Origin of the sequence: Rhodoferax sp. GW822-FHT02A01 (genome assembly GCF_038784515.1) — a bacterium.
Taxonomy (GTDB): Bacteria; Pseudomonadota; Gammaproteobacteria; order Burkholderiales; family Burkholderiaceae_C; genus Allorhodoferax.
On sequence record NZ_CP152376.1, the window covers coordinates 5,120,424 to 5,141,776 of the forward strand.

General features: G+C 60.9%; 13 protein-coding genes. 5 read left to right on the forward strand and 8 right to left on the reverse strand.

Features of this window, described 5'->3' with window-relative positions:
- Positions 1 to 71: 71 nt before the first annotated feature.
- The 4 genes from AAGF34_RS24230 (at position 72) to AAGF34_RS24245 (ending at position 3,790) form a co-directional block, all read left to right on the forward strand.
- Complete coding sequence (locus AAGF34_RS24230) at positions 72 to 1,247, forward strand: ABC transporter permease subunit (RefSeq protein ID WP_342618272.1); 1,176 nt, start codon at positions 72 to 74, stop codon at positions 1,245 to 1,247.
- Positions 1,248 to 1,256: 9 nt separating this feature from the next.
- Complete coding sequence (locus AAGF34_RS24235) at positions 1,257 to 2,357, forward strand: amino acid ABC transporter permease (protein WP_342618273.1); 1,101 nt, start codon at positions 1,257 to 1,259, stop codon at positions 2,355 to 2,357.
- Between the two features lie 9 nt (positions 2,358 to 2,366).
- Positions 2,367 to 3,110: an amino acid ABC transporter ATP-binding protein gene (locus tag AAGF34_RS24240; RefSeq protein ID WP_342618274.1), complete on the forward strand. Its 744-nt coding sequence runs from the start codon at positions 2,367 to 2,369 to the stop codon at positions 3,108 to 3,110.
- A gap of 161 nt (positions 3,111 to 3,271) precedes the next feature.
- Positions 3,272 to 3,790, forward strand: coding sequence for a flavin reductase family protein (locus tag AAGF34_RS24245; protein WP_342618275.1), 519 nt, complete (start codon positions 3,272 to 3,274; stop codon positions 3,788 to 3,790).
- Positions 3,791 to 3,814: 24 nt separating this feature from the next.
- Here the strand turns inward: AAGF34_RS24245 and AAGF34_RS24250 are convergent, their stop codons facing one another.
- The 8 genes from AAGF34_RS24250 to AAGF34_RS24285 form a co-directional block, all read right to left on the reverse strand.
- The gene (locus AAGF34_RS24250) at positions 3,815 to 4,633 is read right to left on the reverse strand and encodes an ABC transporter ATP-binding protein (protein ID WP_342618276.1); all 819 of its coding nucleotides are present in this window, start codon (positions 4,631 to 4,633) and stop codon (positions 3,815 to 3,817) included.
- A gap of 3 nt (positions 4,634 to 4,636) precedes the next feature.
- Positions 4,637 to 5,416, reverse strand: coding sequence for an ABC transporter permease (locus AAGF34_RS24255; RefSeq protein ID WP_342618277.1), 780 nt, complete (start codon positions 5,414 to 5,416; stop codon positions 4,637 to 4,639).
- 2 nt (positions 5,417 to 5,418) lie between these two features.
- The gene (locus AAGF34_RS24260; protein ID WP_342618278.1) at positions 5,419 to 6,438 is read right to left on the reverse strand and encodes an ABC transporter substrate-binding protein; all 1,020 of its coding nucleotides are present in this window, start codon (positions 6,436 to 6,438) and stop codon (positions 5,419 to 5,421) included.
- Between the two features lie 199 nt (positions 6,439 to 6,637).
- Positions 6,638 to 7,048 carry a response regulator gene (locus AAGF34_RS24265; RefSeq protein ID WP_342618279.1) on the reverse strand — a complete coding sequence of 137 codons (411 nt, stop codon included), beginning with the start codon at positions 7,046 to 7,048 and terminating at the stop codon, positions 6,638 to 6,640.
- Entirely contained in the window at positions 7,045 to 12,864 is a 5,820-nt protein-coding gene (locus tag AAGF34_RS24270; RefSeq protein ID WP_342618280.1) for a PAS domain S-box protein, read from the reverse strand. The genes AAGF34_RS24265 and AAGF34_RS24270 overlap by 4 nt, the downstream gene beginning before the upstream one ends.
- A gap of 58 nt (positions 12,865 to 12,922) precedes the next feature.
- Positions 12,923 to 15,283, reverse strand: a complete 2,361-nt coding sequence (locus AAGF34_RS24275; protein WP_342618281.1) for a DUF1631 family protein — start codon at positions 15,281 to 15,283, stop codon at positions 12,923 to 12,925.
- Positions 15,284 to 15,301: 18 nt separating this feature from the next.
- A complete protein-coding gene (gene ettA / locus AAGF34_RS24280; protein WP_342618282.1) occupies positions 15,302 to 16,963 on the reverse strand; it encodes an energy-dependent translational throttle protein EttA in 1,662 nt (553 codons plus the stop codon).
- A 75-nt stretch (positions 16,964 to 17,038) separates the two neighbouring features.
- Positions 17,039 to 19,264 (reverse strand): DUF1631 family protein, encoded by a 2,226-nt coding sequence (locus AAGF34_RS24285; protein ID WP_342618283.1) that lies wholly within the window; start codon positions 19,262 to 19,264, stop codon positions 17,039 to 17,041.
- 312 nt (positions 19,265 to 19,576) lie between these two features.
- On the opposite strand from AAGF34_RS24285, the gene AAGF34_RS24290 reads away from it, so the two are divergent.
- On the forward strand, positions 19,577 to 21,301 hold the full coding sequence (locus tag AAGF34_RS24290; RefSeq protein WP_342618284.1) for a DEAD/DEAH box helicase: 1,725 nt from the start codon (positions 19,577 to 19,579) through the stop codon (positions 21,299 to 21,301).
- The last annotated feature ends 52 nt before the right edge of the window (positions 21,302 to 21,353 follow it).

Sequence of the window (21,353 nt, forward strand, 5' to 3'; positions counted from 1 at the left end):
CGGGGGGCAGAAACACACCTGTGACTCTGCCCCTTTGTCTTTGTATTTGGATCCGCCCTTTACAACAACCCATGTCCACTTCCCACAAACCACCCAAACAGCCCTGGTCCTGGCGTAGTCAGGCATTCCGCGGCCTGATCTACCAGTTGGTCACCGTGGCAGTCATCGTCGCTGTGGTGCTCTACCTGGCACACAACACCAAAGTCAACATGAATGCCCGCGGCATCCAGAGCGGCTGGGACTTCATGCTGGGCGGCGCCGGCTTTGACATCGGCGAGAGCCTGTTCGCCTATGACTCCGCCGACCCGTACTGGAAGGCCTACCTCATCGGCTTTTCCAACACGCTCAGGGTTGCCATCCTGGGCATCATCCTGACCACCATTCTGGGTACGCTAATCGGCGTGGGGCGCTTCTCCCGCAATGCGCTGGTACGTGGCATTTGCGTGTGCTACGTGGAGTTCTTCCGCAACATTCCGGTACTGCTGCAGTTGCTCATGTGGTATCTGATGTTTACCGAAGTGCTACCCGAATCCGCTGAGCCGCTGGTGCTGGGACCGCTTTACTTGAGCAAGGGCGGCCTGAATTTTCCGGTTCCGGTATGGGGTACGGGCCAGTTGTATGCGGTCATCGGCATGGCAGTGGCGATTGTGGTTGCGTTGTTCTACCGAAGTTATGCCATCCGGTCGTTTGAGAAGACCGGTGTGCCCAAGAGCCTGTTCTGGGTGCCCGTAGGTATCGTCATCGGCTTTGGCGTGGTGGGCTGGATCGTAGGCGGTGCGCCCATGGAGTTCAACATGCCGGTCAAGGGCGAATTCGCCATTGAAAATGGCGGCGCCCTCACCCCGGAATTCCTGTCTGTGCTGCTGGGGTTGACCGTCTATACGGCGGCCTTTGTGGCAGAGGTGGTGCGCGGAGGCATCCAGTCGGTGGCCTTGGGCCAGTCGGAAGCAGCGGCAGCATTGGGTCTGAGCCGCGGCCAGACCATGCGACTGGTGACGCTGCCGCAGGCACTGCGCGTGATCATCCCACCGGTAACCAACCAGTTCCTCAACCTGACCAAGAACTCCTCCCTGGCGGTGGCCATTGGCTATCCGGATGTGGTGTCCATTTCCAACACGGCCATCAACCAGACCGGGCGGGCGGTGGAATGCATTGCCGTGATCATGCTGGTGTACTTGAGCACCTCGCTGTTCACATCCATCAGCATGAACTGGTACAACAACCGTTCGGCCATCAGGGAACGCTAGGGGCTCGCCATGACTGCAACCATTTTTCAACCTATTGCACCACGCCCCGCCCCGGTCAAGACCGAGGGGCTGGCCGCCTGGATCAAATTCAACCTGTTTGCCAACCTGCCCACGTCGATAGGCACCATCATCATCGGTCTAGTACTGCTGGCCATCGTGCCCCGCTTCATCAACTGGGCCTTCATCAACGCCGTCTGGGCCAAGGACTACGATGCCTGCCACGCGGCCGCAGGGGCCTGCTGGGGCGTGGTGGCAGAGAAGTACCGCATCATCATCTTCGGCCGTTATCCGTTTGAAGAACAATGGCGACCACTGGTATCCGCGCTGGCGCTTCTGGGACTGCTGGTGGCCAGTTGCATGCGCGCGTTCTGGAAACCCTGGCTGGCGGCGCTGTGGATTGGCGTGCTGGCCTTCTTCTTCACGGTGATGTATGGCGGCGTTCTGGGCCTCTCACGTGTGGATACGGACCGCTGGGGTGGCTTGCCGCTGACGCTGTTGCTGGCATCCCTGTCGATGTCCATGGCCTTCCCGATTGCGCTGGTGATCGCGCTGGGCCGCCGCTCCAAGCTGCCCGCCATCCGCAGCGTGTGCACCATCTATGTGGAGCTGATTCGCGGCGTGCCGCTGATCTCGGTGCTGTTCATGGCGTCGTTCATGTTCCCCCTGCTCATGCCGCAAGGCTTCAGCATTGATGTGCTGGTGCGGGTGCTGGCCGGCATTACCCTGTTTGCCGCGGCCTACATGGCCGAAGTGATACGCGGTGGCCTGCAGGCGGTGCCCAAGGGGCAGGTGGAGGCCGCGGCCACACTGGGCCTGAGCTACTGGCAGACGCAGCGCAAAATCGTGTTGCCCCAGGCGCTGGCCATGGTGGTGCCCGGCGTCATGAACAACTTCATTTCCACCTTCAAGGACACCTCGCTGGTCACCATCGTGAGCCTGTATGAGCTTACCGGCGCCATGAGCATGGCGCTGAACTCGGATGCCAACTGGCGACCATTCAAGATCGAGGGCTACCTCTTCATCGCCCTGATCTATTTCATTTTCTGCTTCTCCATGTCGCGCTACAGCATCTGGATTGAAAAGCAGGTCAACAAAAGCAAGCTGCGCTAAGGATTCACCATGTCAGAACACATCATTACCTTCGACAAAGTCAACAAATGGTATGGCAACAGTTTTCACGTGCTGCGTGACATCGACCTGCAGGTCAAGACCGGCGAGCGCATCGTGGTTTGCGGCCCATCGGGCTCAGGCAAGTCGACCCTGATCCGCTGCATCAACCGCCTGGAAGAGCACCAGCAAGGCCACCTCACCGTGGACGGTGTGGAGCTCACTGACGACGTCAAGGCCATTGACGATGTGCGCAAGAAAGTCGGCATGGTGTTCCAGCAGTTCAACCTGTTCCCCCATCTCACCGTGCTGGAAAACCTCACGCTGTCCCCGATGTGGGTAGGCAAGATGCCCAAGAAGGAAGCCGAAGAACGCGCCATGGCGCAACTGGAACGCGTGCGCATTGCCAACCAGGCCAGCAAGTACCCGCTGCAGCTCTCGGGTGGCCAGCAGCAGCGTGTGGCGATTGCCCGCGCGCTGTGCCTCAAGCCCAAGATCATGCTGTTTGACGAGCCCACGTCGGCGCTGGACCCGGAGATGATCAAGGAAGTGCTGGACGTGATGATCGAGATGGCCAACCAGGGCATCACCATGCTATGCGTCACACACGAAATGGGCTTTGCCAAAGCCGTGGCCGACCGTGTGATCTTCATGGACCAGGGCCAGATCGTGGAGCAGAACAACCCGCACGACTTCTTCAACAACCCGCAGAGCGACCGCAGCCGGGACTTTCTCTCCAAGATTTTGGGGCACTGATTCAACGCTTGCGCTTTAACTGCGCCAATCTTGCCCTTACCCCCGTCTGGGTAAGGGCGGGGCAGTGGGAACTTACAAACAGCGCCACAGGGAAGACATCGCAAAGGAGAAGAAAAACCTCTCCATGGCGTGCCCCAATCAATCTGAGTTAAATTCCCCGCATGTTGTCTTCCGTCCGGCCCCAAAAGGCCAAGCCCCCTACTTTTTCCAAAGCCGAGTTCCGTACCGCCCTGGGCATGTTTGCCACGGGCGTCACAGTAGTAACCGGACGTGCCCCTGACGGCAGTCTGGTGGGGCTGACGGCCAATTCGTTCAATTCGGTCTCGATGTCACCTCCGCTGGTGCTTTGGAGCCTGTCGCAAACGGCGGGCTCCATGGCAGCCTTCAGCACCGGGTCGCACTATGCCATCAACATCCTGAGTGCGGACCAGCAGGAACTGGCGCGCCAGTTCGCCGCAAAAGATGTAGACCGCTTTGCCGGTGTGAAGTACCACCTGGGCGCTGCCGGTGCGCCCCTGATCGAAGGCGCGGCAGCCACGTTTGAATGCTTCAACCGCAGCCGCTATGAAGAAGGCGATCACGTGATCTTTGTAGGCGAGGTGGAGCGTTGCACGACGCTGGCCGGTGCATCTCCCCTGCTCTATCACGGCGGCAAGTTCTACGCGGAGCACCCGCTGTAAGCGAGCGGCCTAGCAAGGGCGTAGTCACCGACGCACTTCGCGCTGGAAGATTTCCAGGCTCAGTTTCTTCATGCCCACAAAGCTGGGTTCACTCAATGTGGCCAGCGTACGCGGACGCGGATCGTCGTACTTGAGTATCTCGGCCACCTGGGTCGGTCGTTTGGTCAGCAGCAGCACTTCGTCGGCCAGATACACCGCCTCCTCCAAATCATGCGACACCAGCAGCATGGTGGTGCCGGTCTGCATGAAGACCTCTTGCAATTTCTCCCGTATGAATAGCGTCATCTCGAAGTCCAGTGCGGAGAAAGGCTCGTCCAGAAACAGCACCTCGGGCTTGGGAGCCAAGGCCCGCATGATGGAAGCGGTCTGCTGCTGTCCACCGGACAGTTCGTATGGGTAACGGTTCAGATCGAACTTGACATCGAAGGACGCCACCAGTTCGGCCATGCGCCTATCCACTTCCGCCTTGGGTTTGCCTTCGAGTTTGAGCGGATAGGCGATGTTGTCGATGGTGCGCATCCAGGGGAACAGGGCCTCGCGGTAGTTCTGGAAGACGTAGCCGATCTTGGTGTCCTTCAGGCTTTTGCCATCGAAAAGAATTTCGCCGGAGTCCATGGGGATCAAGCCCGCGATCATGTTGATGAGCGTGCTCTTGCCGCAGCCGTTGGGCCCGAAGACCGAAACGATCTTGTGCTTTGGAATGTTCAGATCGAAGTTTTCATACAGCGGCCAGCCGGCAAAATACTTGGTCAGGCCGCGAATCGTGATGTGGGTTCCGGCGGGTCCGGGTTGGAAGGGTGGCGTGGGCACATCGGCGACCACGGCTGCGTTGAGAACTTCCATGGCTTACCTTCCGCTCCAGTGCACGATCTTGCGTTCTGCAACCAAGAACAAAATATTCAGGGCGTATCCCAGGGCCCCCGCGGCCAGAATGGCAGCGTACATGCTCTTGACGTTGAGCACCTGCTGCGCATCGATGATGCGGTGGCCCAGCCCCGAGTCGGAACCAATGAACATCTCGGCAACAATGACAATCACCAGCGCCATCGACACTGCCGAGCGCAGGCCTACGAAAGACGGCTGCAGGCTCTCCCATATCAGCACATCCTTGAATACCTGCCAGCGCGAGGCGCCCATGACCTTGGCTGCCATGACGCGCTGTTTGCGTGCATTGATGACGCCGTATGCGCTGTTGAACACCACGATGAGCAGCGCACCAAATGCCGCAATCGCCACTTTGTTGACGTCGGATACGCCAAATATCAGGAGGAACAGCGGGATCAATGCGGAAGACGGCGTTGAACGAAAGAAGTCGATGAGGAACTCCACGCTGCGGTAAGCCTTCTCGTTGCTTCCCAGCAAGACGCCCAGCGGCATGCCGACCACCGCCGCGATCAAAAAAGCTTCCAGTGTTCGCATGACGGTCACACCAAAGTCGGCCAGCAGCGGTCCGCCCGCCAACCCCGTCACCATGGTGGAAATCGTGGCAAAGGGACTGGGCAGCAGGATGGCCTTGATGAGTCCGAAGCGCACCACCAGGTCCCAGATGATGAACAACAAAATTGGACCGATGAAGGGAATGAACCCTTCCCATTTGGAAGGCTTGGGCAATATCCGGGTGGACATGATCAGGCCTTGTAAAGCAGACCTTCGACCGCGACCTTTCGCTCGAAGATTCCCTTCTCCGTAAACAGGTCGTAGAACTTCTGGAAGTAGGCCACATCTGCTGGTTTGAACTCGTTGTAGAGCATGTAGGAGGCCAGCGGCACCTCGCTGGTGAGCGGGCCTTCGATGGCGGTGTAGCCTTTCATGTATTGGCGCGCCTCATCCGGTTTGGTGCGCACCAATTCAATGCCGCGTGCATAGGCTGCGATGTATTTCTTGGCCACGTCCGGGCTCTTCTTGATGAACTCCGAAGTCAGGCTGGCCGATCCGCCATGCCAGGGAGCCATGGGGTCGCCCAGGATGTAGTGGGCCACGACGCCGGCTTCAATCACCCGCGTGGTGCCATTCATGCGCCCCACCGTACCAGTGGGCTCCAGCGTGTAGCAGGCGTCCACCTGGCCGGCAACCAGCGCTGCCACATGCTGTCCTATGGGCAGCTCCATGACCGTCGCACCCGTTGCACCGGCGCGCTCCAGCATGGTCTTGCACAGGGTCACATTCTGGATGCCGGGACCGGACGCGACTTTCTTGCCCTTGAGTTCGGACACGGCCTTGACCGGGCTGTCCTTGGGTACGATGAACTCGTCCAGCACATGCTTGGCATTGCTCGGGTTGGTGGCAAAGATCTTGAACAGGCCTGGCTGCGCAATTTCTCCAATAGCCAGGTTGGCCGAACCGGTTCCGTTGGAGCTGCCATCGCTGCGACCGGACAGCATGGCCTCCATCACCTGCTGCGCACCTGCAAATTTGAGTGCCTCCACATCCAGCCCGGCCTCTTTGAAGTAGCCCTTTTCAATCGCAGCAAAGAAGGGCAGCCCCGCTGCCACCGGCCAGAAGCCGATGCGCAGCTTGACGCCTTGCGCCCGCACGATGGCAGGCATACCGAGGGCGCCCAATGCGCCTGCGGTCGCCGCGGTCTTGAGCAGTTTGCGTCTGGAGGTATCCGCGTGAAGGTATTGCTGCGTACCGTTGGCGTGTGACATGAAGAACTCCTACAGTTTGACGATGAGACCGTTAACACAGAGGGAGTTCGGGTTACATGCACCCTGACGCAACGCTATGGCAGCGCAATCCGGGATCACCGGCGTTGCATTGTCTGGTTGCTCACACAAAGGCACCATTTTTGAACACCCCTTCTTGTATCCAAGAAGGAATGCAAACTACGTGCCAAATTGCCTTTGCCTAACGCCTGGACAGCACGCGCGTGATTTCCGCCTGCAGCCGATCCAGGTCCAGCGGCTTGCACAGATAGCCATCGGCTCCTGCCTTCTGGTAGCGCAAGGCCTCGCCCGGCTCATCGTGGGAGGTTGCCATGATGATGGGTAGGTGAGCACCCGTCACGGCCTCCTGCGCACGTATGGCCGCCAGCGCTTCCAGCCCATCCATGACAGGCATCATGACGTCCATCAGCACCACGTCCACCTTCATCTTGGACAGGCACTTGAGCGCCTTCTCGCCATCCTTCACCACCATGCCGGTATGGCCGAGCTGGGTCAGCAAACCCACCACCACACGCTGGTTGATGATGTTGTCCTCGGCCACCAGTACCTTCAAGGAGCGGGGCGCAACGGTGTGCGGGTTGGGCAGGGTCATGTGGAAGCAGTGTCGGATACGTGGGGGGCAATCTGTTGCAGCAGCGTCTCGCAGGCAGTCGCTGCAGTGTCGAAGTCCAACTCCGCCATGGCTTCATCGAGTGCCGCCAGGGAATCGGCATGGGCTTCATTCAATTGTTGGCGCAACTGGGCATGCAACTCCATGGAGGCCATATCGGATGCCCGCAACGCAAGCAGCAGCTCGCGCAGTTGTGTAAGCGTTGCCTGTTCCCAGGCCGGGGAAGCTGCCGGCGCAGACACAATGGCAGCGGTGTGCCAGAGCGCAATGGCGGCGTCCAGCGCCCCAAGCGTCTGACTTAGCCGTTTCTGCAGGGCGTCACACGCCTGTGCAAAGCCTGGGGCCAGGCTGGTTGGGTACACCTGTTTTTCTGCCGCTGCGGCGAGAGCCGACAGTTCGTCCAGCCCCACCGTCGCCGACAGGCCCTTGAGCGAATGCAGCTCGCGTTTGAGTGCCTTCCAATCCGCCTGCGCCGTCCATAGCTCCAGCCGTTGCGGCAATATCCGGGCGTCGGCAGCAAAGGCGGTCAGCGAGCGTCGCAAAAGATCTGCATTGCCGCCCATACGCACCAGCGCCTTGTCCACATCCATCTCCGACGGCCAGGCGTCGCCGGTAACACGCCTCTGCACCGGTACAGGTGCGGCCGCGACCGCATGCATGACCGGTGTCCAGAGCGTTTGCGCCACCAGTGTCTGTACCAACTGGTTCAAGTCAAAGGGCTTGCCCACATGGTCATTCATTCCCACTGCAAGACACTCATCGCGGTCCGAGTCCATGGCGTTGGCGGTCATGGCCACGATGGGAAGCTTGGCAAACCGGGCGTCGGCACGCAGAACCCGGGTGGCGGCAAGCCCGTCCATCACCGGCATCTGCAGGTCCATCAGCACGATGTCGAAGCCCGGTTTGGCCTGACGCACCGCGGCCACACCCAATGCGCCGTTGTCGGCCACTTCGACGTGCGCACCTTCGGAGCGCAGGAGCTCCTGCGCCACCTGCTGGTTGATGGCGTTGTCTTCGACCAGCAACACGCGCATGCCAGCCAGTCGGTTGGCGTGCACGGCAGTGGCATCCGAGGAGGCCTCTGGAAGATGACGCGCTCTTGCCAGGGCCTTGGCGAACATGGCGGCCGTCAGCGGCTTGACCAATACACCGTCGGCCAATTGCGATTCGCGGTCACTGCCTTCGTCAAAGGATTCGCGGCTGTGACGCACCATCAACACCATGCGGGGAACCGGGTGCCCCGCACAAAGGCGTCGGGCATTCCTGAGTGTTTCCCATCCATCCATATCCGGCATCTGCGAATCCACCACCATGGCATCCAGGGCGACGGCGCCCTGCTGCAAATGCGCACCCAGCATGCCAATCGCCTCGGCACCGGATGAAGCCTGCTCGACCACCCACCCCAGCGAGCGCATCATCGCGGCGCTGATGGTCAAGGCCATTGGGTTGTCATCGACCAGCAGCACACGCTTGGCATCCGGCGTGATTGCAAGAGCGGCTTGCGGGAGCGCAAGCAGTGCAGGCTCGACCGTTGCGAGCTGCATGACAAAACTGAAGGTACTACCCTTGTTCAGTTCACTCTGGAGCTTCAGCTCACCGCCCATCAGGCGTATCAGTCGGGTGGAGATGACCAGCCCCAGTCCGGTTCCGCCAAAGCGGCGTGTGGTGTCCGATTCGGCCTGCGTGAACGCATCGAAAATGCGCGACTGATTTTCCGGCGCAATGCCGATGCCGGTATCGACCACCTCTATCCCTATGCGAACCGAACCGAGCTCCTGGGTCAGCAACTTCCAGCGGATGACCACCTGACCCTGCTCCGTGAACTTCACCGCATTGCCACCCAGATTGATGAGAACCTGCTTGAGACGCATGGTGTCGCCAATGAGCTCGTTCGGAATCGCGGGATCGATGTCAAACAGCAGGTCCACCTCTTTGGCCCCCAAATTGGCCGACAGGATGACGGACAGGTCCGACAGCAATTCCTCCAACACGAAGGGCTCCGGGTTGAGCTGCATCTTGCCGGCTTCCACCTTGGAGAAGTCCAGAATGTCGTTCAACAGCCCCAGCAGGGAGCGTGCGGCCCCGGCGGCCTTTTCGGCGTAGTCCTTCTGCCTGACGCTCAACTCGGTATTGCGCAGCAACTGCAGCATGCCCAGGATCGCGTTCATGGGCGTGCGGATTTCGTGGCTCATGTTGGCCAGGAACTGGCTCTTGGCGGTGCTGGACTGCTCCGCCAGCAGCGTAGCCTTGCGCAGGGACGATTCGTATTCCTTCTGCTTGGAGATGTCGTACACCATGGCCAGGTGCCCCACCTGCACGCCCTGGGCATCGCGCATCTGCGAAAAGATCAGACTGGCCTTGAAGCGGGACCCGTCCTTGCGCACCAGGGTCCACTCCTGTTCTTCACGGATGTCGAGCACGTGTGCAAACACTTCCACCGCATCAGACTCGCGACCCCAAATCAATTCCAGGGTTTCACGCAGGGCACTGAGTTCGGCCGCGTCAAAGAAGATGCTTGCACTTTGCAGGTCGATGACCTCCGCCGCAGCAAAACCCAGCAGATTCTCTGCCCCCCGGTTGAACACGCTGATGAGCTGGTCCTGCCCCAGGGCGATCACACCTACGGCCGTGGCCGAGTCCAGCACGTTTTGCAGCATGGCCATGGTGTGCGCCAACTGCCGCTCGGCCAGCTTGCGCTCCGTGATGTCCATATGCGTTCCGTACACCCACAACGGCTTTCCGTCCTCGGATCGGCTGGTGAGTTTGCCCTTGGACAACACCCACACCCAATGTCCCAGTTTGTGGCGCATGCGCAGCTCGGCGTCGTAGCTGGCACGTGCTCCGAGCAGATGCTCCTGCAGTTTTTGCCGAGAAGAAGCCAGGTCGTCGGGATACACCAGGCGCGACCAGTCATCCCGGATGAGGGGCGGCAACTCCTGCAATGTGTAGCCCAGCATCTGCACATACTGCTCGTTGTAGATGTTCTCGCCGGTCTGGACGTTCCACTCCCAGGTGCCGACCTGGGTGCCTTCCAGAATGCTTTGCATGCGCCTTTGCTCTTCACCACGTTGTGCGCTGGTGAGTTCCGCAGCAGCGGTCGCCAGCTTGAGCTCGGTGATGTCGATACGGAAACCCACATGGTGTCCGTCGGCCATGCGCCGCTCCACCACCTTGAGCCAGCGGCCATCGCTAAGCCTTTGCTCCGAGGTGGAATGCTCCATCCGATGCAGCGCCATGCGCTCAGCCACCCATTCATCCACGCGACCCACGGCTTCGGTGTTTTGCCCGCGCTCAGCGCCCACACGCACAATGGTTTCGAAGCTGGTGCCCTCCACGATCAAATCCGCCGAAAGGGCGTACAGATCACGGTACTTGTCATTGCAAAGCACCAACCGGTCTTGCGGATCAAAGAGCACAAAGGCTTCGTCAATGGCCTCTATTGCGCCGCGCAGCAAGGCGCCGCTTCTTTCCACTTCCCGCTGAGCCAAATGGTCCTTGGTGACGTCCTGCATCGCGCCCACGAGACGTGCCGGCCCGGTCTCTCCGAACACGACCTCGCCAAAGACGCGCACCCAGCGCTGTTCTCCTTGGGCGGTGCGGAACTCCAGCACCAGGTCCCAGGGTGTGCCGTCGCGTCCGGCCAGCAGCATGACTTCGCGCAGCCGCTGGCGGTCAGCCTCGGGATAGAAGCTCAGTGCAACTTCTTCCGTGGGCTGGAAATCCGCGTCCAGACCATGGATGGCGCAGGTCTGCGGACTGAAGTGCACCTCCCGGGTGGCCAGATCCAGCTGCCAGGCACCCACGTTGGCAATTCGACCAGCCCGGTCCAGAAAGGCTTCGGCGTCCCGCAGATTGATTTCCACCTGCTTGATTTCCGTGATGTCCGTGTGGATGCCGCCAATCCATTCGACGCGGCCGTCCGGCGAACGGGACATGACCTTGGCGCGGCTGAGTATCCACATCCAGCTGCCGTCTTTACGCTGCACCCGTACGTCGCACGAGTAGCCGTCCGTAACGCCCAGGATGCAGTCCGCCATGGCGTGATTGATGCGCGCCTGATCCAGGGGGTGCAGGCGCTGCTGCCAGAAGGTGTCGGCGTCGGGTACCACTTCTGCCTTGGAGAAGCCCATCATCGCGCCCCAGCGCTCGTTCCATCGCTGCTCGCCGGTCTGCAGATTGCTTTCCCAGGTGCCCACGTTGGTACCCGTCAGGATATTCTCCGCACGCTCCTTTTCCAGTTGCAGATCGGCCTTCGCCAACACCTGCTCGGTAATGTCGCTTTGTACCGACAGGTAACCGGTGACCTTGCCCTGCTCATCCAGCACCGGCATGATTTCCAGATCAATCCAGTAGTCCTGCCCTTGCTTGTTTCGCTGCAGCACCCGGATTTTGGTCCGCTCACCGGACTCCACCAGACTATCGATGATGCCCGGCTTGGATGGGTCTTCCTTCGGGCTGTGCAGCAACTGGCTGGGGCGCTTGCCCAATGCCTCTTCTGGTGCGAAGCCGGTCATGCGGGTAAAGCCCTCGTTGACCCAGGTAATGCGCCACTCGGTGTCGGCAAAGTACACGGCATCAAAAGTCCGCCGGGCAACCATGGCCAGTCGGTCCAGGTCCTGGGTCAGGCTTTGCGCAAGAAGAATTGCACGCGACCGTCCCACCATCAGCAGCCACAGCACCGTGGCCACCAGCACGCTCAGCCCCGACCCCAGCAAGGCTCCGTGCAAAGGTTCTTCCAGATGCAAATTGGCCTCAAAGACTGGCGTGGAGTTGGCACGCAAATAGAACACCTTGTCGGCAATCAGCACCGGGCGTACCACCGAGAACATGCTGTGCATGTGGCGCACCAGACTTTCAGGCAGGTCGACTTGGCCCGATGGCATTTCGCTGTCATAGACCAACGACTCGGCATTCAACTGGGGGCCGTCGTACAGCTGGAAGTTGGTCATCGATGACGCAGACTCCTGGCCATTGGCCATCAGCTCGGAAAACACCAGAGGCGCATAGGCCCAGCCCCGCAGCGTCTGCACGCGCGTGGCTTCGTCCTTGGGTACATCCGCACTTCCATACACCGGCACCAGGAAAAGAAATGCGGGACGCTTGCGGCCGTCCTGTATCAGGGCAATGCGCGGGGAGAACACTTCGCCGCCCGTGCGCATGGCGGCTTCGGCTGCGGCGCGGCGCCTGGGCTCAAAGCCTATGTCAAATCCAAGTGCACCCTGATTGAGGTCTGCCGGCTCCACCGCTTTGACAACGAAGAGCTCGGCCTGATCACCTGAGGTTTTCACCTCAAAATCGGTCCAACCGGATCTGCGCTGCAAGGCAACGAAGTCGGCCAGGTCTGCGCGCCCTATGCGGGCTATGTAGCCCAGCCCTCGTGCCCCGATATAGCCACGGCGCAAATCATTGTTGAGTACAAAATTCCGGAATTCCTCCCGGGTGATGTTGTTCCTGGTCAGAAACAGCCCGCGCACGCCATGCAGCATCTGGCTGAGGCTGGCAACCTGATCCTGGATATTGCCGTCAAGCAACTCGACCTGCTGGCCAAACCGCCGATTCGCCTCGTCCACAATGGAATTGCGGGCATTCATTGCGTAGCGTACCGACAAGCCCACGCCCAGCAGCACGCACACCAGGGTTACCAGCAGGGGACCGCGAAATTGCTCTATCTGCTGGCGTACATCGAACGTCTTGCCGCGTCGGATGTTGCGCACCAGCCATACCAGCGCCAACAGCAAGGCCACGCCAACCGGAGGGATGGCGGCGTACACAAAAATATCTACCAATCGGTAGTCCAAATCAGTGTCCCCACAATGTATTTATCCAATCCCAACGACCCAGGAATCACCAACCCTGCTATTCCACGCTCCCCACACTGTTGCGTATGGCAGTCTGCGCCACGGCGTCCAAAGCACCTTCCACAAACGCCTGCCCCACGAGCAGCCGCATCTTGCCGGATGACAGCAATTTGTCACGCAATCGCCTGGACATGGACTGGGTATTGCCATAGGCACCGGTGAACAAGTACAAGGTGCCATGGGGGCTGGCCCAAGTCAACTGGATGCGGACCCATTCTTCGTTCACCTTCAATTCCACCCATGAACCCAGCGGCATGTCCACATCTGCCAAAGCAGCCTGTTCCGGCACGATATTCATTTCGGGCAACAGCGGCTCGAAGGCCGGCTCCGACGCCAGCGAAATCTCCGTCAGCCCCACAAAATTGGAGGCTTGGGCTTCCTGTGGCGCAATCCAGGGGTCTCCGTCATCTGGCAGCCGGCTGCGCTGGGAGGATGCCTCAGGCTCTGTCACCGGTGCAGTAGAAGCAGGTCGGAATGCCTGCTGATGAATGGTCATCAGCGACTCCAAAAATGCATCGGTACGCGCGTCCGGGTACTGGATGGTCTGCAAGCCTTCGCGCAGCGAAATCACCAGCCGTGGCACCAGACGCGTCAGTTTGGCCGGATTGGCGCGAGCCAGTTCGGGATGCGCGCTCCACAGCATCGCGGGAATCAAGCCCTCGAACTTTTCGGCAGCGGCAGAGCCCGCTCCCTGCTTGATGCGCGCCTGCGCGACTACCTGGGACCATGGGCCGCACAGGAAGTCCATCACGATTGCAGGCACTTGTGCCGCAGCGGAATGGCCTTCAATGCCACGTGCGATCTTTTCGGCCAGCAAATTGCGCGCTTCGGCATGGCTCAGCACCTCGACCGCAGCCAGATGGTCGCGCTCGGTGGTGTGCGCATCTTGTTTCCACTCCTGCTGCAAATCCGCCAACTTGCACTCGAATACTTCGGCGCTCTCTATAGGGGCCAGAAACAGAGGCCCCAAGGTGTCCTGCAGGCCCTTGTAAAAGGTCTCGAAGCCTGGCGCATGGATGGAATCGAAGGCCATGCTGCGCTGGCTCACTTCCTGCAATAGGTGCCGCGCCGGATGGTGCTTGTCGCTGAAGAAGCGCATGTCCACCAAGGCCAGACGTAACAACGCCGGCTCCAGATTGCGAATCACCTCACGTACCGGCTCCAACAAATGCGGATCATGCGCCATGTTGTCCACCATGAGCGTCACGACTTCCAGGCTCAGCGCCTGCGCCAGATCCTTAGCGCTTCTGCGCAACGCCAGCCGTTGACCTTCCAGCGTATGGGCCTGCGGCTGCGGCTGATTGCCGTTGATTTCGCGGCGCTGTTCCAGGCTTTGCACCACCCGCTCGACCTGCTTCATCTCGGTCAGGGCTTCCAGTGCAGCTGGAACGGTGGACTCAAATCCGTTATTCGGGGAATTGGCCGCCGCAAGGTCATCATCTTCGAATTGCCTGGAAAACTGCTCGGCAAACTGCTCCACACGGCCGGCGGGCTGGCTGGATATCGATTCACCAGCCAGCAGCTTGCGCAACTTGTCCAGCGTCAGCAACGCGGAGTCGCTGCCAACGCCCTGCGCGGAAGGTCCCGAACCACCGGGCTGCGCACCGATGCCAGCCGCAGGCTTCTGGCCGCCATCAACAGCACCGCCCGGCACCGTCGCCGCCCTTCTGCCCCCGGACCGCACATTGGGCACGGCATAGGCCACGGAAACCACGCCTTCCTTGCGCAACTGGGCGCATAGAGCGGTGTAGAGCAAGCGCAGCTCATGCCCCAGCGCAGCAGCCATTGCGTTGAACCACTGCGCCCGCATGGCCGCAGGAACCCGTGTCTCCTCCACCACCTCCTGCAGCGCCCGCACGTAGGACTCGGGCCGCAGAACGTTGGCCTCGACGCGCACCCGATCCATGCCCAGCACGCTGCAGATCAGCCGATCCAGGTCGGCAAGACTGGTCTCTGCGGCGAGCCTCACAACCTGCAAGACGCGTGCGATTGCCACGGTGCTGAGCACCTGGGTTTCGTCCATCAGCTCCAACTGGTCGAACTGCACCTCGGAGACGGACGTAGCCGATGCCTGTTTGGCGTTGTCCTGTCTGGAAAAGGCCCCGAGCAATGCTCCCGGATAGGCACTGCACAAAGCAGGTTCGTGCTTGCGCAGCATCTGGGCCGATTCGGCAATGGCCTGTCGATCGCCCAGGTCGCGCGATGCCGCTTCCTGCGTCTGCAAGGTCTGGCGGGCCAGGGCAATGATCTTGCCCAACAGCACCGAACCATCCGCTGAGGCCTGCTGCACCGTCTTGCGATAAATCTCCAGCCCGCGGGCTGCACCACCGCTGGAGACTTGGCTAGGCTCGGCTGGCACGTGGTTAGCAGCGCAAGATTATTTGAGCGCCTTGTAGCGCATGCGCTTGGGCTTGGCGCCCTCTTCGCCCAGACGCTTCTTCTTGTCGGCTTCGTACTCCTGGTAGTTGCCGTCGAAGAAGGTCCATTGGCTGTCGCCTTCGGCGGCCAGGATGTGGGTCGCGATACGGTCCAGGAACCAGCGGTCATGGCTGATCACCAGCATGGTGCCGGCGAATTCCAGCAAGGCGTCTTCCAGGGCGCGCAGGGTTTCCACATCCAGATCGTTGGAAGGTTCATCGAGCATCAGCACGTTGCCACCGGCAATCAGCGTCTTGGCCAGATGCAGGCGTCCGCGCTCGCCGCCGGAGAGCATGCCCACCTTCTTCTGTTGGTCGGAGCCGTTGAAGTTGAAGCGACCGCAATACGCGCGGCTGGCCATCTGGAACTTGCCCACATTGAGGATGTCCAGACCGCCGGAGACGTCTTCCCACACCGTCTTTTCGTTGGAGAGGTCATCGCGGTGTTGGTCCACGAACGCCATCTTCACGGTCTGGCCGATCTTGACTTCACCCGAATCGGCCTTTTCCTTGCCGGCAATCAGCTTGAACAAGGTCGACTTGCCGGCGCCATTGGGGCCGATGATGCCGACGATGGCGCCAGCGGGAATCTTGAAGCTCAGGTTGTCGATCAGCAGCCGGTCGCCAAAGGACTTGGAAACGTTCACGAACTCGATCACCTCATGGCCCAGACGGTCCGCCACGGGGATGAAGATTTCATTGGTTTCATTGCGCTTCTGGTATTCGTAGTCGCTCAGTTCCTCAAAGCGGGCCAGACGGGCCTTGCTCTTGGCCTGGCGCGCCTTGGGGTTCTGGCGCGACCATTCCAGTTCCTTCTTCAGGGCCTTGGCACGGGCCTCTTCACCCTTTTGCTCGGCTTCCAGACGGGCCTGCTTCTGTTGCAGCCAGTCGGAATAGTTGCCCTTGTAGGGAATGCCGGAGCCACGGTCCAGTTCCAGAATCCATTCGGCAGCGTTGTCCAGGAAGTAGCGATCGTGGGTGATGGCCACCACCGTGCCGGAGTAGCGCTGCAGGAACTGCTCCAGCCAGTCCACCGATTCGGCGTCCAAGTGGTTGGTCGGTTCGTCGAGCAGCAGCATGTCGGGCTTGGACAGCAGCAGGCGGCACAAGGCGACGCGGCGCTTCTCACCACCGGACAGCACACCAATGTTGGCTTCCCAGGGAGGCAGACGCAATGCGTCGGCGGCGATTTCCAGCTGGTGCTCGGAGTCGGTGCCCGCTGTGGCGATGATGGCTTCGAGCTCGGCCTGTTCGGCGGCCAGCGCGTCAAAGTCCGCATCTTCGGCGCCGTAGGCGGTATAGACCTCCTCCAGGCGTGCCTTGGCGGCAAAGACCCTGCCCATGCCGGATTCCACCGCTTCACGCACAGTCTGGGTCGGGTCCAGTTGCGGCTCCTGCGGCAGGTAGCCGATGTTCAGGCCCGTCATGGGAATGGCTTCGCCTTCGATTTCCTTGTCGATGCCGGCCATGATCTTGAGCAGGGTGGACTTGCCCGAACCATTGGTTCCCAGCACACCGATCTTGGCACCCGGGAAGAAGGAAAGAGAGATGTCTTTGAGAATGTGGCGCTTGGGCGGCACGATCTTGCCGACGCGGTTCATGGAGAAAACGTATTGGGCCATTGCGATGCAGTGTGTTTGGAGAACGTAAAACCTGCATTATCGACTGCGCGGGGTCAAATGCCCCGCGACGCCCGCTTATTCGCCTTCTTTTCCGGACTTGGTGCGCAGTTCGTTATCCATGGCGGCCTGTGCCACGGCATCCAGTGCGCGGTCCATCACACGGGCATCCGTCACCAGACGGATGCGGCCAGCTTCCTTGAGCTTGTCCAGGGTGTGGCGCGACATGGAATGGGTGGTGCCTTTGCCGGAAATGAACAGGAACAAGGTGCGCTGCGGGCTGGCCCAGGTGAGCTGCGCCCGCACCCAGTCGTCACCCACCATCAAATCGACCCAGGCACCGGTCGTGAGGCGGTCCACCTGCCATACGCGCCGGTCGGCCCCCTCCAGATTTGCGATTGCGCCGTCTGAAGAAGCGGTGCGCAGTGCTGCAGCATCCATGTAGCCGGAGTCGGCCACTTCGGGCGCTGCCATCCAGAAACTGTCGGACACGTCCTCCGACACCTTCTTGGCCACCGGCACGGCTGCATCGTCCGAGCCTGCTGCCTTGGCCACGTCTGCACCGTCCAGAATCTTTTCGTGGAAGGAGATCAACGCGTCGAAGAACGAAGACATGCGCTCTTGCGGAAATGAAATCAGGCCCAGGCCCCTGCGCAAGGTCACCAGCATCTCCGGCACCGTTGCCAGCAATCGCCCGGGGTTGTTCCGTATCAACTGCGGTTGAACACTCCAGAGCAACTCGTCCACCAGGGCCTGATAACCGCCCGGATCGACGGATCCATCGGTGAGATTGAGTTGGGCTTCGGCCACTACCTGCGCCCAGGGCCCGCGCACAAAGGCCGCCACAAAATGCGGCACCTGCATGTTTGCCATGCGCTCGGCAAACTGCTTGCTGTGGTTACGCGCCAGCAAATTGCGCTGCTCCGCCCGCAACAAGCCGCGCGCCGCTTCTGCCGCGCGCTGCTGGCGCCCTCCCTCTTCCTGCGACCAGTCCTCTTCGATCTTGCGCAGAATGCGGGCAAAAGAGGCGGCTTCGGCCGCCGCGGTGGAGAGCACACGCACCGCATTGTCGAATGTCTTCTGAAAGGCCGCGTAGCCAGGTGCTGCCTCATTGGCGAAGGCCAGGCTGCGATGGGTCATGCGGTCCAGAAATTGGCGTGCCGGATGGTGACGCTCGCTGAAAAAACGGCCGTCGTTCTGCGACAGCTCAATCAGCACCGGCTCCAGTGCCTGCAAGCTGGCACGCACCTGCGGCAACAGGCGGCGGTCCTTCATCAGGTTCTCCAGCATGAGCAACACGACCTCCCGCCCCAGTTGCTCACCCAGATGCCTGCGCTGTGTCTGTTCACTGGCAGGGTCCAACATATCCACCACCGGCATGGGCACCGCCTTCGTCCGGCTGGCCTGGGTTTTGACGGCGCGATCGGACAGGCGCTTCATCATGGGCTCAACCAGCTTCAGGTCCTGCAGCGCTTCCAGCGAGGCCGGAATGGTGGCCGCGAAATCGACGCGATCATCGGGCACAGGATGGGGATCGAGCTCGCCACAGAGCAGACGCCGCAGTTTGTCCAGCGTCAGCATGGTGCGCGTCACGGTGCTGTCCTGGGATTTTTTCGGGTTCCACAGACCGGCAGTCTTGACCGAAGTCATATGCACCGGCTCCACTCCCTGAGAACGCAGCCACTCGATCACCTCGCGATACAGGCGGCTCAGACTCTGCCCCAGCAGGCCGGATGCGACGCCAATCATGCGCGAGCGGATGGCTGGCTCACCAATGAACTCCTCCAGGCAAGCGCGCAATGCCGCGCTGAAGGCTTCGGGCCTGAGCGGATTGAGCTGGGCCTGCACAGTGGACCACCCCATCAAATTGCTCATCATGGCGTTGAATCTGGGCAGCACCTCCTCCACGGCCATCATCACCGACTGCAGGCTGTGCGCGGCTTCGATGTTGGCATCGAGTTGCGCGGAGTCCAGAAACTGGAAGTCATCGAAATGCATGGCCTGGCGACCGGGCTGCACTTGGCTGCCGCCGCCCATGACCATTTGCCGCAAATGAGCAGCGTAGGAGGGCCGGACTTGCGCGGCCCGCTTGCATAAGGCGGCAATGGCTTCGCGGGTTGCGGCGTCCTTGATGGTGGCTGTCTGGCCCATGACTGGGGTCAGGGAAGCGTCGAGGCCAGTCAGCACATCGTCCATCAACGGCTCACTCCGCTCCAGCACCGCTTCCAGGCAGTCCTGCAATGTGGGCTGGTGAAATCCGGAATCGTGGGAGACGCCCAAACGGCGCAACTTGAATTTGCTCATCGTGAAGACATTTTGTCAGCACGCTGCAGCAGTGACTAGACCAGCCGCTCGGGCTTTCACAATAATTTACAAGCCGGCCCTCTCGCAGCCACAGATGCGCAGGCCGCAAACGTGTTTGCAAGCGCTCGTGCCCGCAACGTGCGACAATACGGGCATTGCGGCGCTTCAGTTGCCCGCAATGCCAGCACCTTGCTGGGGGCTCAACAACACATTGCGCCCCACCTTTTGAATCCATCTGCCTTTGACTGACCGCTTGGCTTTTCGCCAGTGGAACGGCCGGTACCCTGCGCCTGGAAAGGCGCCAAAAAACCAATGAACTTTGAAGAACTGAATCTGGCTGCGGCCATTCTGAAGGCCGTACGCGAAGAGGGCTATGAAACCCCCACCGCCATTCAGGCACAAGCCATCCCCCTGGTCCTGGCCGGCCACGACTTGCTGGGCGGCGCCCAGACCGGCACCGGCAAGACCGCAGCATTTACCCTGCCCATGCTGCACCGCCTGACCATGAGCCGCAGCGCCCAGAACAAATTCGGCGGCACCGGCATCCGTGCCTTGGTGCTGACTCCCACACGTGAACTGGCGGCCCAAGTGGAAGAGTCGGTCCGCACCTACGGCAAATACCTGCAACTCACCAGCACCGTCATCTTCGGCGGCGTGGGCATGAACCCGCAAATCAGCAAGCTGAAAAAAGGCGTGGACATCCTGGTGGCCACTCCCGGCCGCCTGCTGGACCTGCAACAACAAGGCATGCTGGACCTGGGTCAGGTGCAGATGCTGGTGCTGGACGAGGCCGACCGCATGCTGGACATGGGCTTCATCCATGACGTCAAGAAGGTGCTGGCCCTGGTTCCCAAGGAAAAGCAAAGCCTGCTGTTCTCGGCCACCTTCAGCGACGAGATCCGCGACCTAGCCAACAACCTGCTCAAGAATCCGCAGAGCGTGCAGGTCACACCGCGCAACACCACCGTGCAGCGCATCACCCAGGTGATCCACCCCGTGGGTCGCGGCAAGAAGAAAGCTTTGCTGGCCCACATCATCAACCAGAACAACTGGAGCCAGGTGCTGGTGTTCACCCGCACCAAGTTCGGCGCCAACAACGTGGCCGAGTTCCTGGAGAAGAACGGCATCACCGCCATGGCCCTGCACGGCAACAAGAGCCAGGCCGCCCGTACCCAGGCTTTGTCGGGCTTCAAGACCGGTGCCGTGCGCGCCCTGGTCGCTACCGACATTGCAGCCCGTGGCATCGACATCGACGACCTGCCCCACGTGGTCAATTACGAGATCCCCAACGTCAGCGAAGACTATGTGCACCGTATTGGCCGCACTGGCCGCGCTGGCGCCGATGGTGCCGCCGTCAATCTGGTGTGTCTGGACGAAGAAGGCTTCATGCAGGACATCGAGCGCTTCACCAAGCAGAACATTGAAGTCAAGGTCGTTGAAGGCTTTGCGCCCGAACCCGGTGAAAAGGCCGAACCCATTGCCATGGGACGCCAGACCATCTGGGGCGGTGCCGGCAAGCCGCCCAGCCGCGACGTCATGCAGGCGGCCGCCAAGGCAGCCCGCACCGAAATGCTGCAACGCGTGCGCGAAAACAAGGGCGCCGCTGGCGCTGGCAATGGTGGCGGACGAGGCAACGGCGGCGGCCAAGGTGCCAGCCGGGGTCGTAGTGGTGGCAATGGCGCAGGCCAAGGTGCACCGCGCGGCGATCGCAACGACCGCAATGGTGAATTCCAACCCCCTCGCCCACAAGGCCAACGCCCGGCACACGCCCAAGGCCGTGGTGGTCGCCCAGGCGGCGCAGCACCCCAGCCCGCAGGCTTTGCCAATGAACCACGTGAACCACGTGTACCCGGCGGCCAGCCTGATCCCATGCGCACCAGCGTGGACATGATGGCCGAGCGCGGTGCCCGACGCAGCTATGGCGGTGGCAACCGCAATGGCGGCGGCGGTGGATATGCTGGTGGACGCAGTGACAGCTTCGGTCGCCCCAGCAATGGTCCGCGCGGCCCGCGCGGTCCGGGTTCGTCCAACCGCTAAAAAGCAAGCTGCCAAAAATAGTCCAAAATCGGTTCCCATAAACGGCGCGATT

What these genes read in the sequence shown, in the direction of transcription:
- AAGF34_RS24235 (WP_342618273.1), top strand. Translation starts at nt 1,257, where the DNA reads ATGACTGCAACCATTTTTCAACCTATTGCACCACGCCCCGCCCCGGTC.
- AAGF34_RS24250 (WP_342618276.1), bottom strand. Translation starts at nt 4,633, where the DNA reads ATGGAAGTTCTCAACGCAGCCGTGGTCGCCGATGTGCCCACGCCACCC.
- AAGF34_RS24255 (WP_342618277.1), bottom strand. Translation starts at nt 5,416, where the DNA reads ATGTCCACCCGGATATTGCCCAAGCCTTCCAAATGGGAAGGGTTCATT.
- AAGF34_RS24285 (WP_342618283.1), bottom strand. Translation starts at nt 19,264, where the DNA reads ATGAGCAAATTCAAGTTGCGCCGTTTGGGCGTCTCCCACGATTCCGGA.
- AAGF34_RS24230 (WP_342618272.1), top strand. Translation starts at nt 72, where the DNA reads ATGTCCACTTCCCACAAACCACCCAAACAGCCCTGGTCCTGGCGTAGT.
- AAGF34_RS24245 (WP_342618275.1), top strand. Translation starts at nt 3,272, where the DNA reads ATGTTGTCTTCCGTCCGGCCCCAAAAGGCCAAGCCCCCTACTTTTTCC.
- AAGF34_RS24240 (WP_342618274.1), top strand. Translation starts at nt 2,367, where the DNA reads ATGTCAGAACACATCATTACCTTCGACAAAGTCAACAAATGGTATGGC.
- AAGF34_RS24290 (WP_342618284.1), top strand. Translation starts at nt 19,577, where the DNA reads ATGAACTTTGAAGAACTGAATCTGGCTGCGGCCATTCTGAAGGCCGTA.
- AAGF34_RS24265 (WP_342618279.1), bottom strand. Translation starts at nt 7,048, where the DNA reads ATGACCCTGCCCAACCCGCACACCGTTGCGCCCCGCTCCTTGAAGGTA.
- AAGF34_RS24260 (WP_342618278.1), bottom strand. Translation starts at nt 6,438, where the DNA reads ATGTCACACGCCAACGGTACGCAGCAATACCTTCACGCGGATACCTCC.
- ettA (WP_342618282.1), bottom strand. Translation starts at nt 16,963, where the DNA reads ATGGCCCAATACGTTTTCTCCATGAACCGCGTCGGCAAGATCGTGCCG.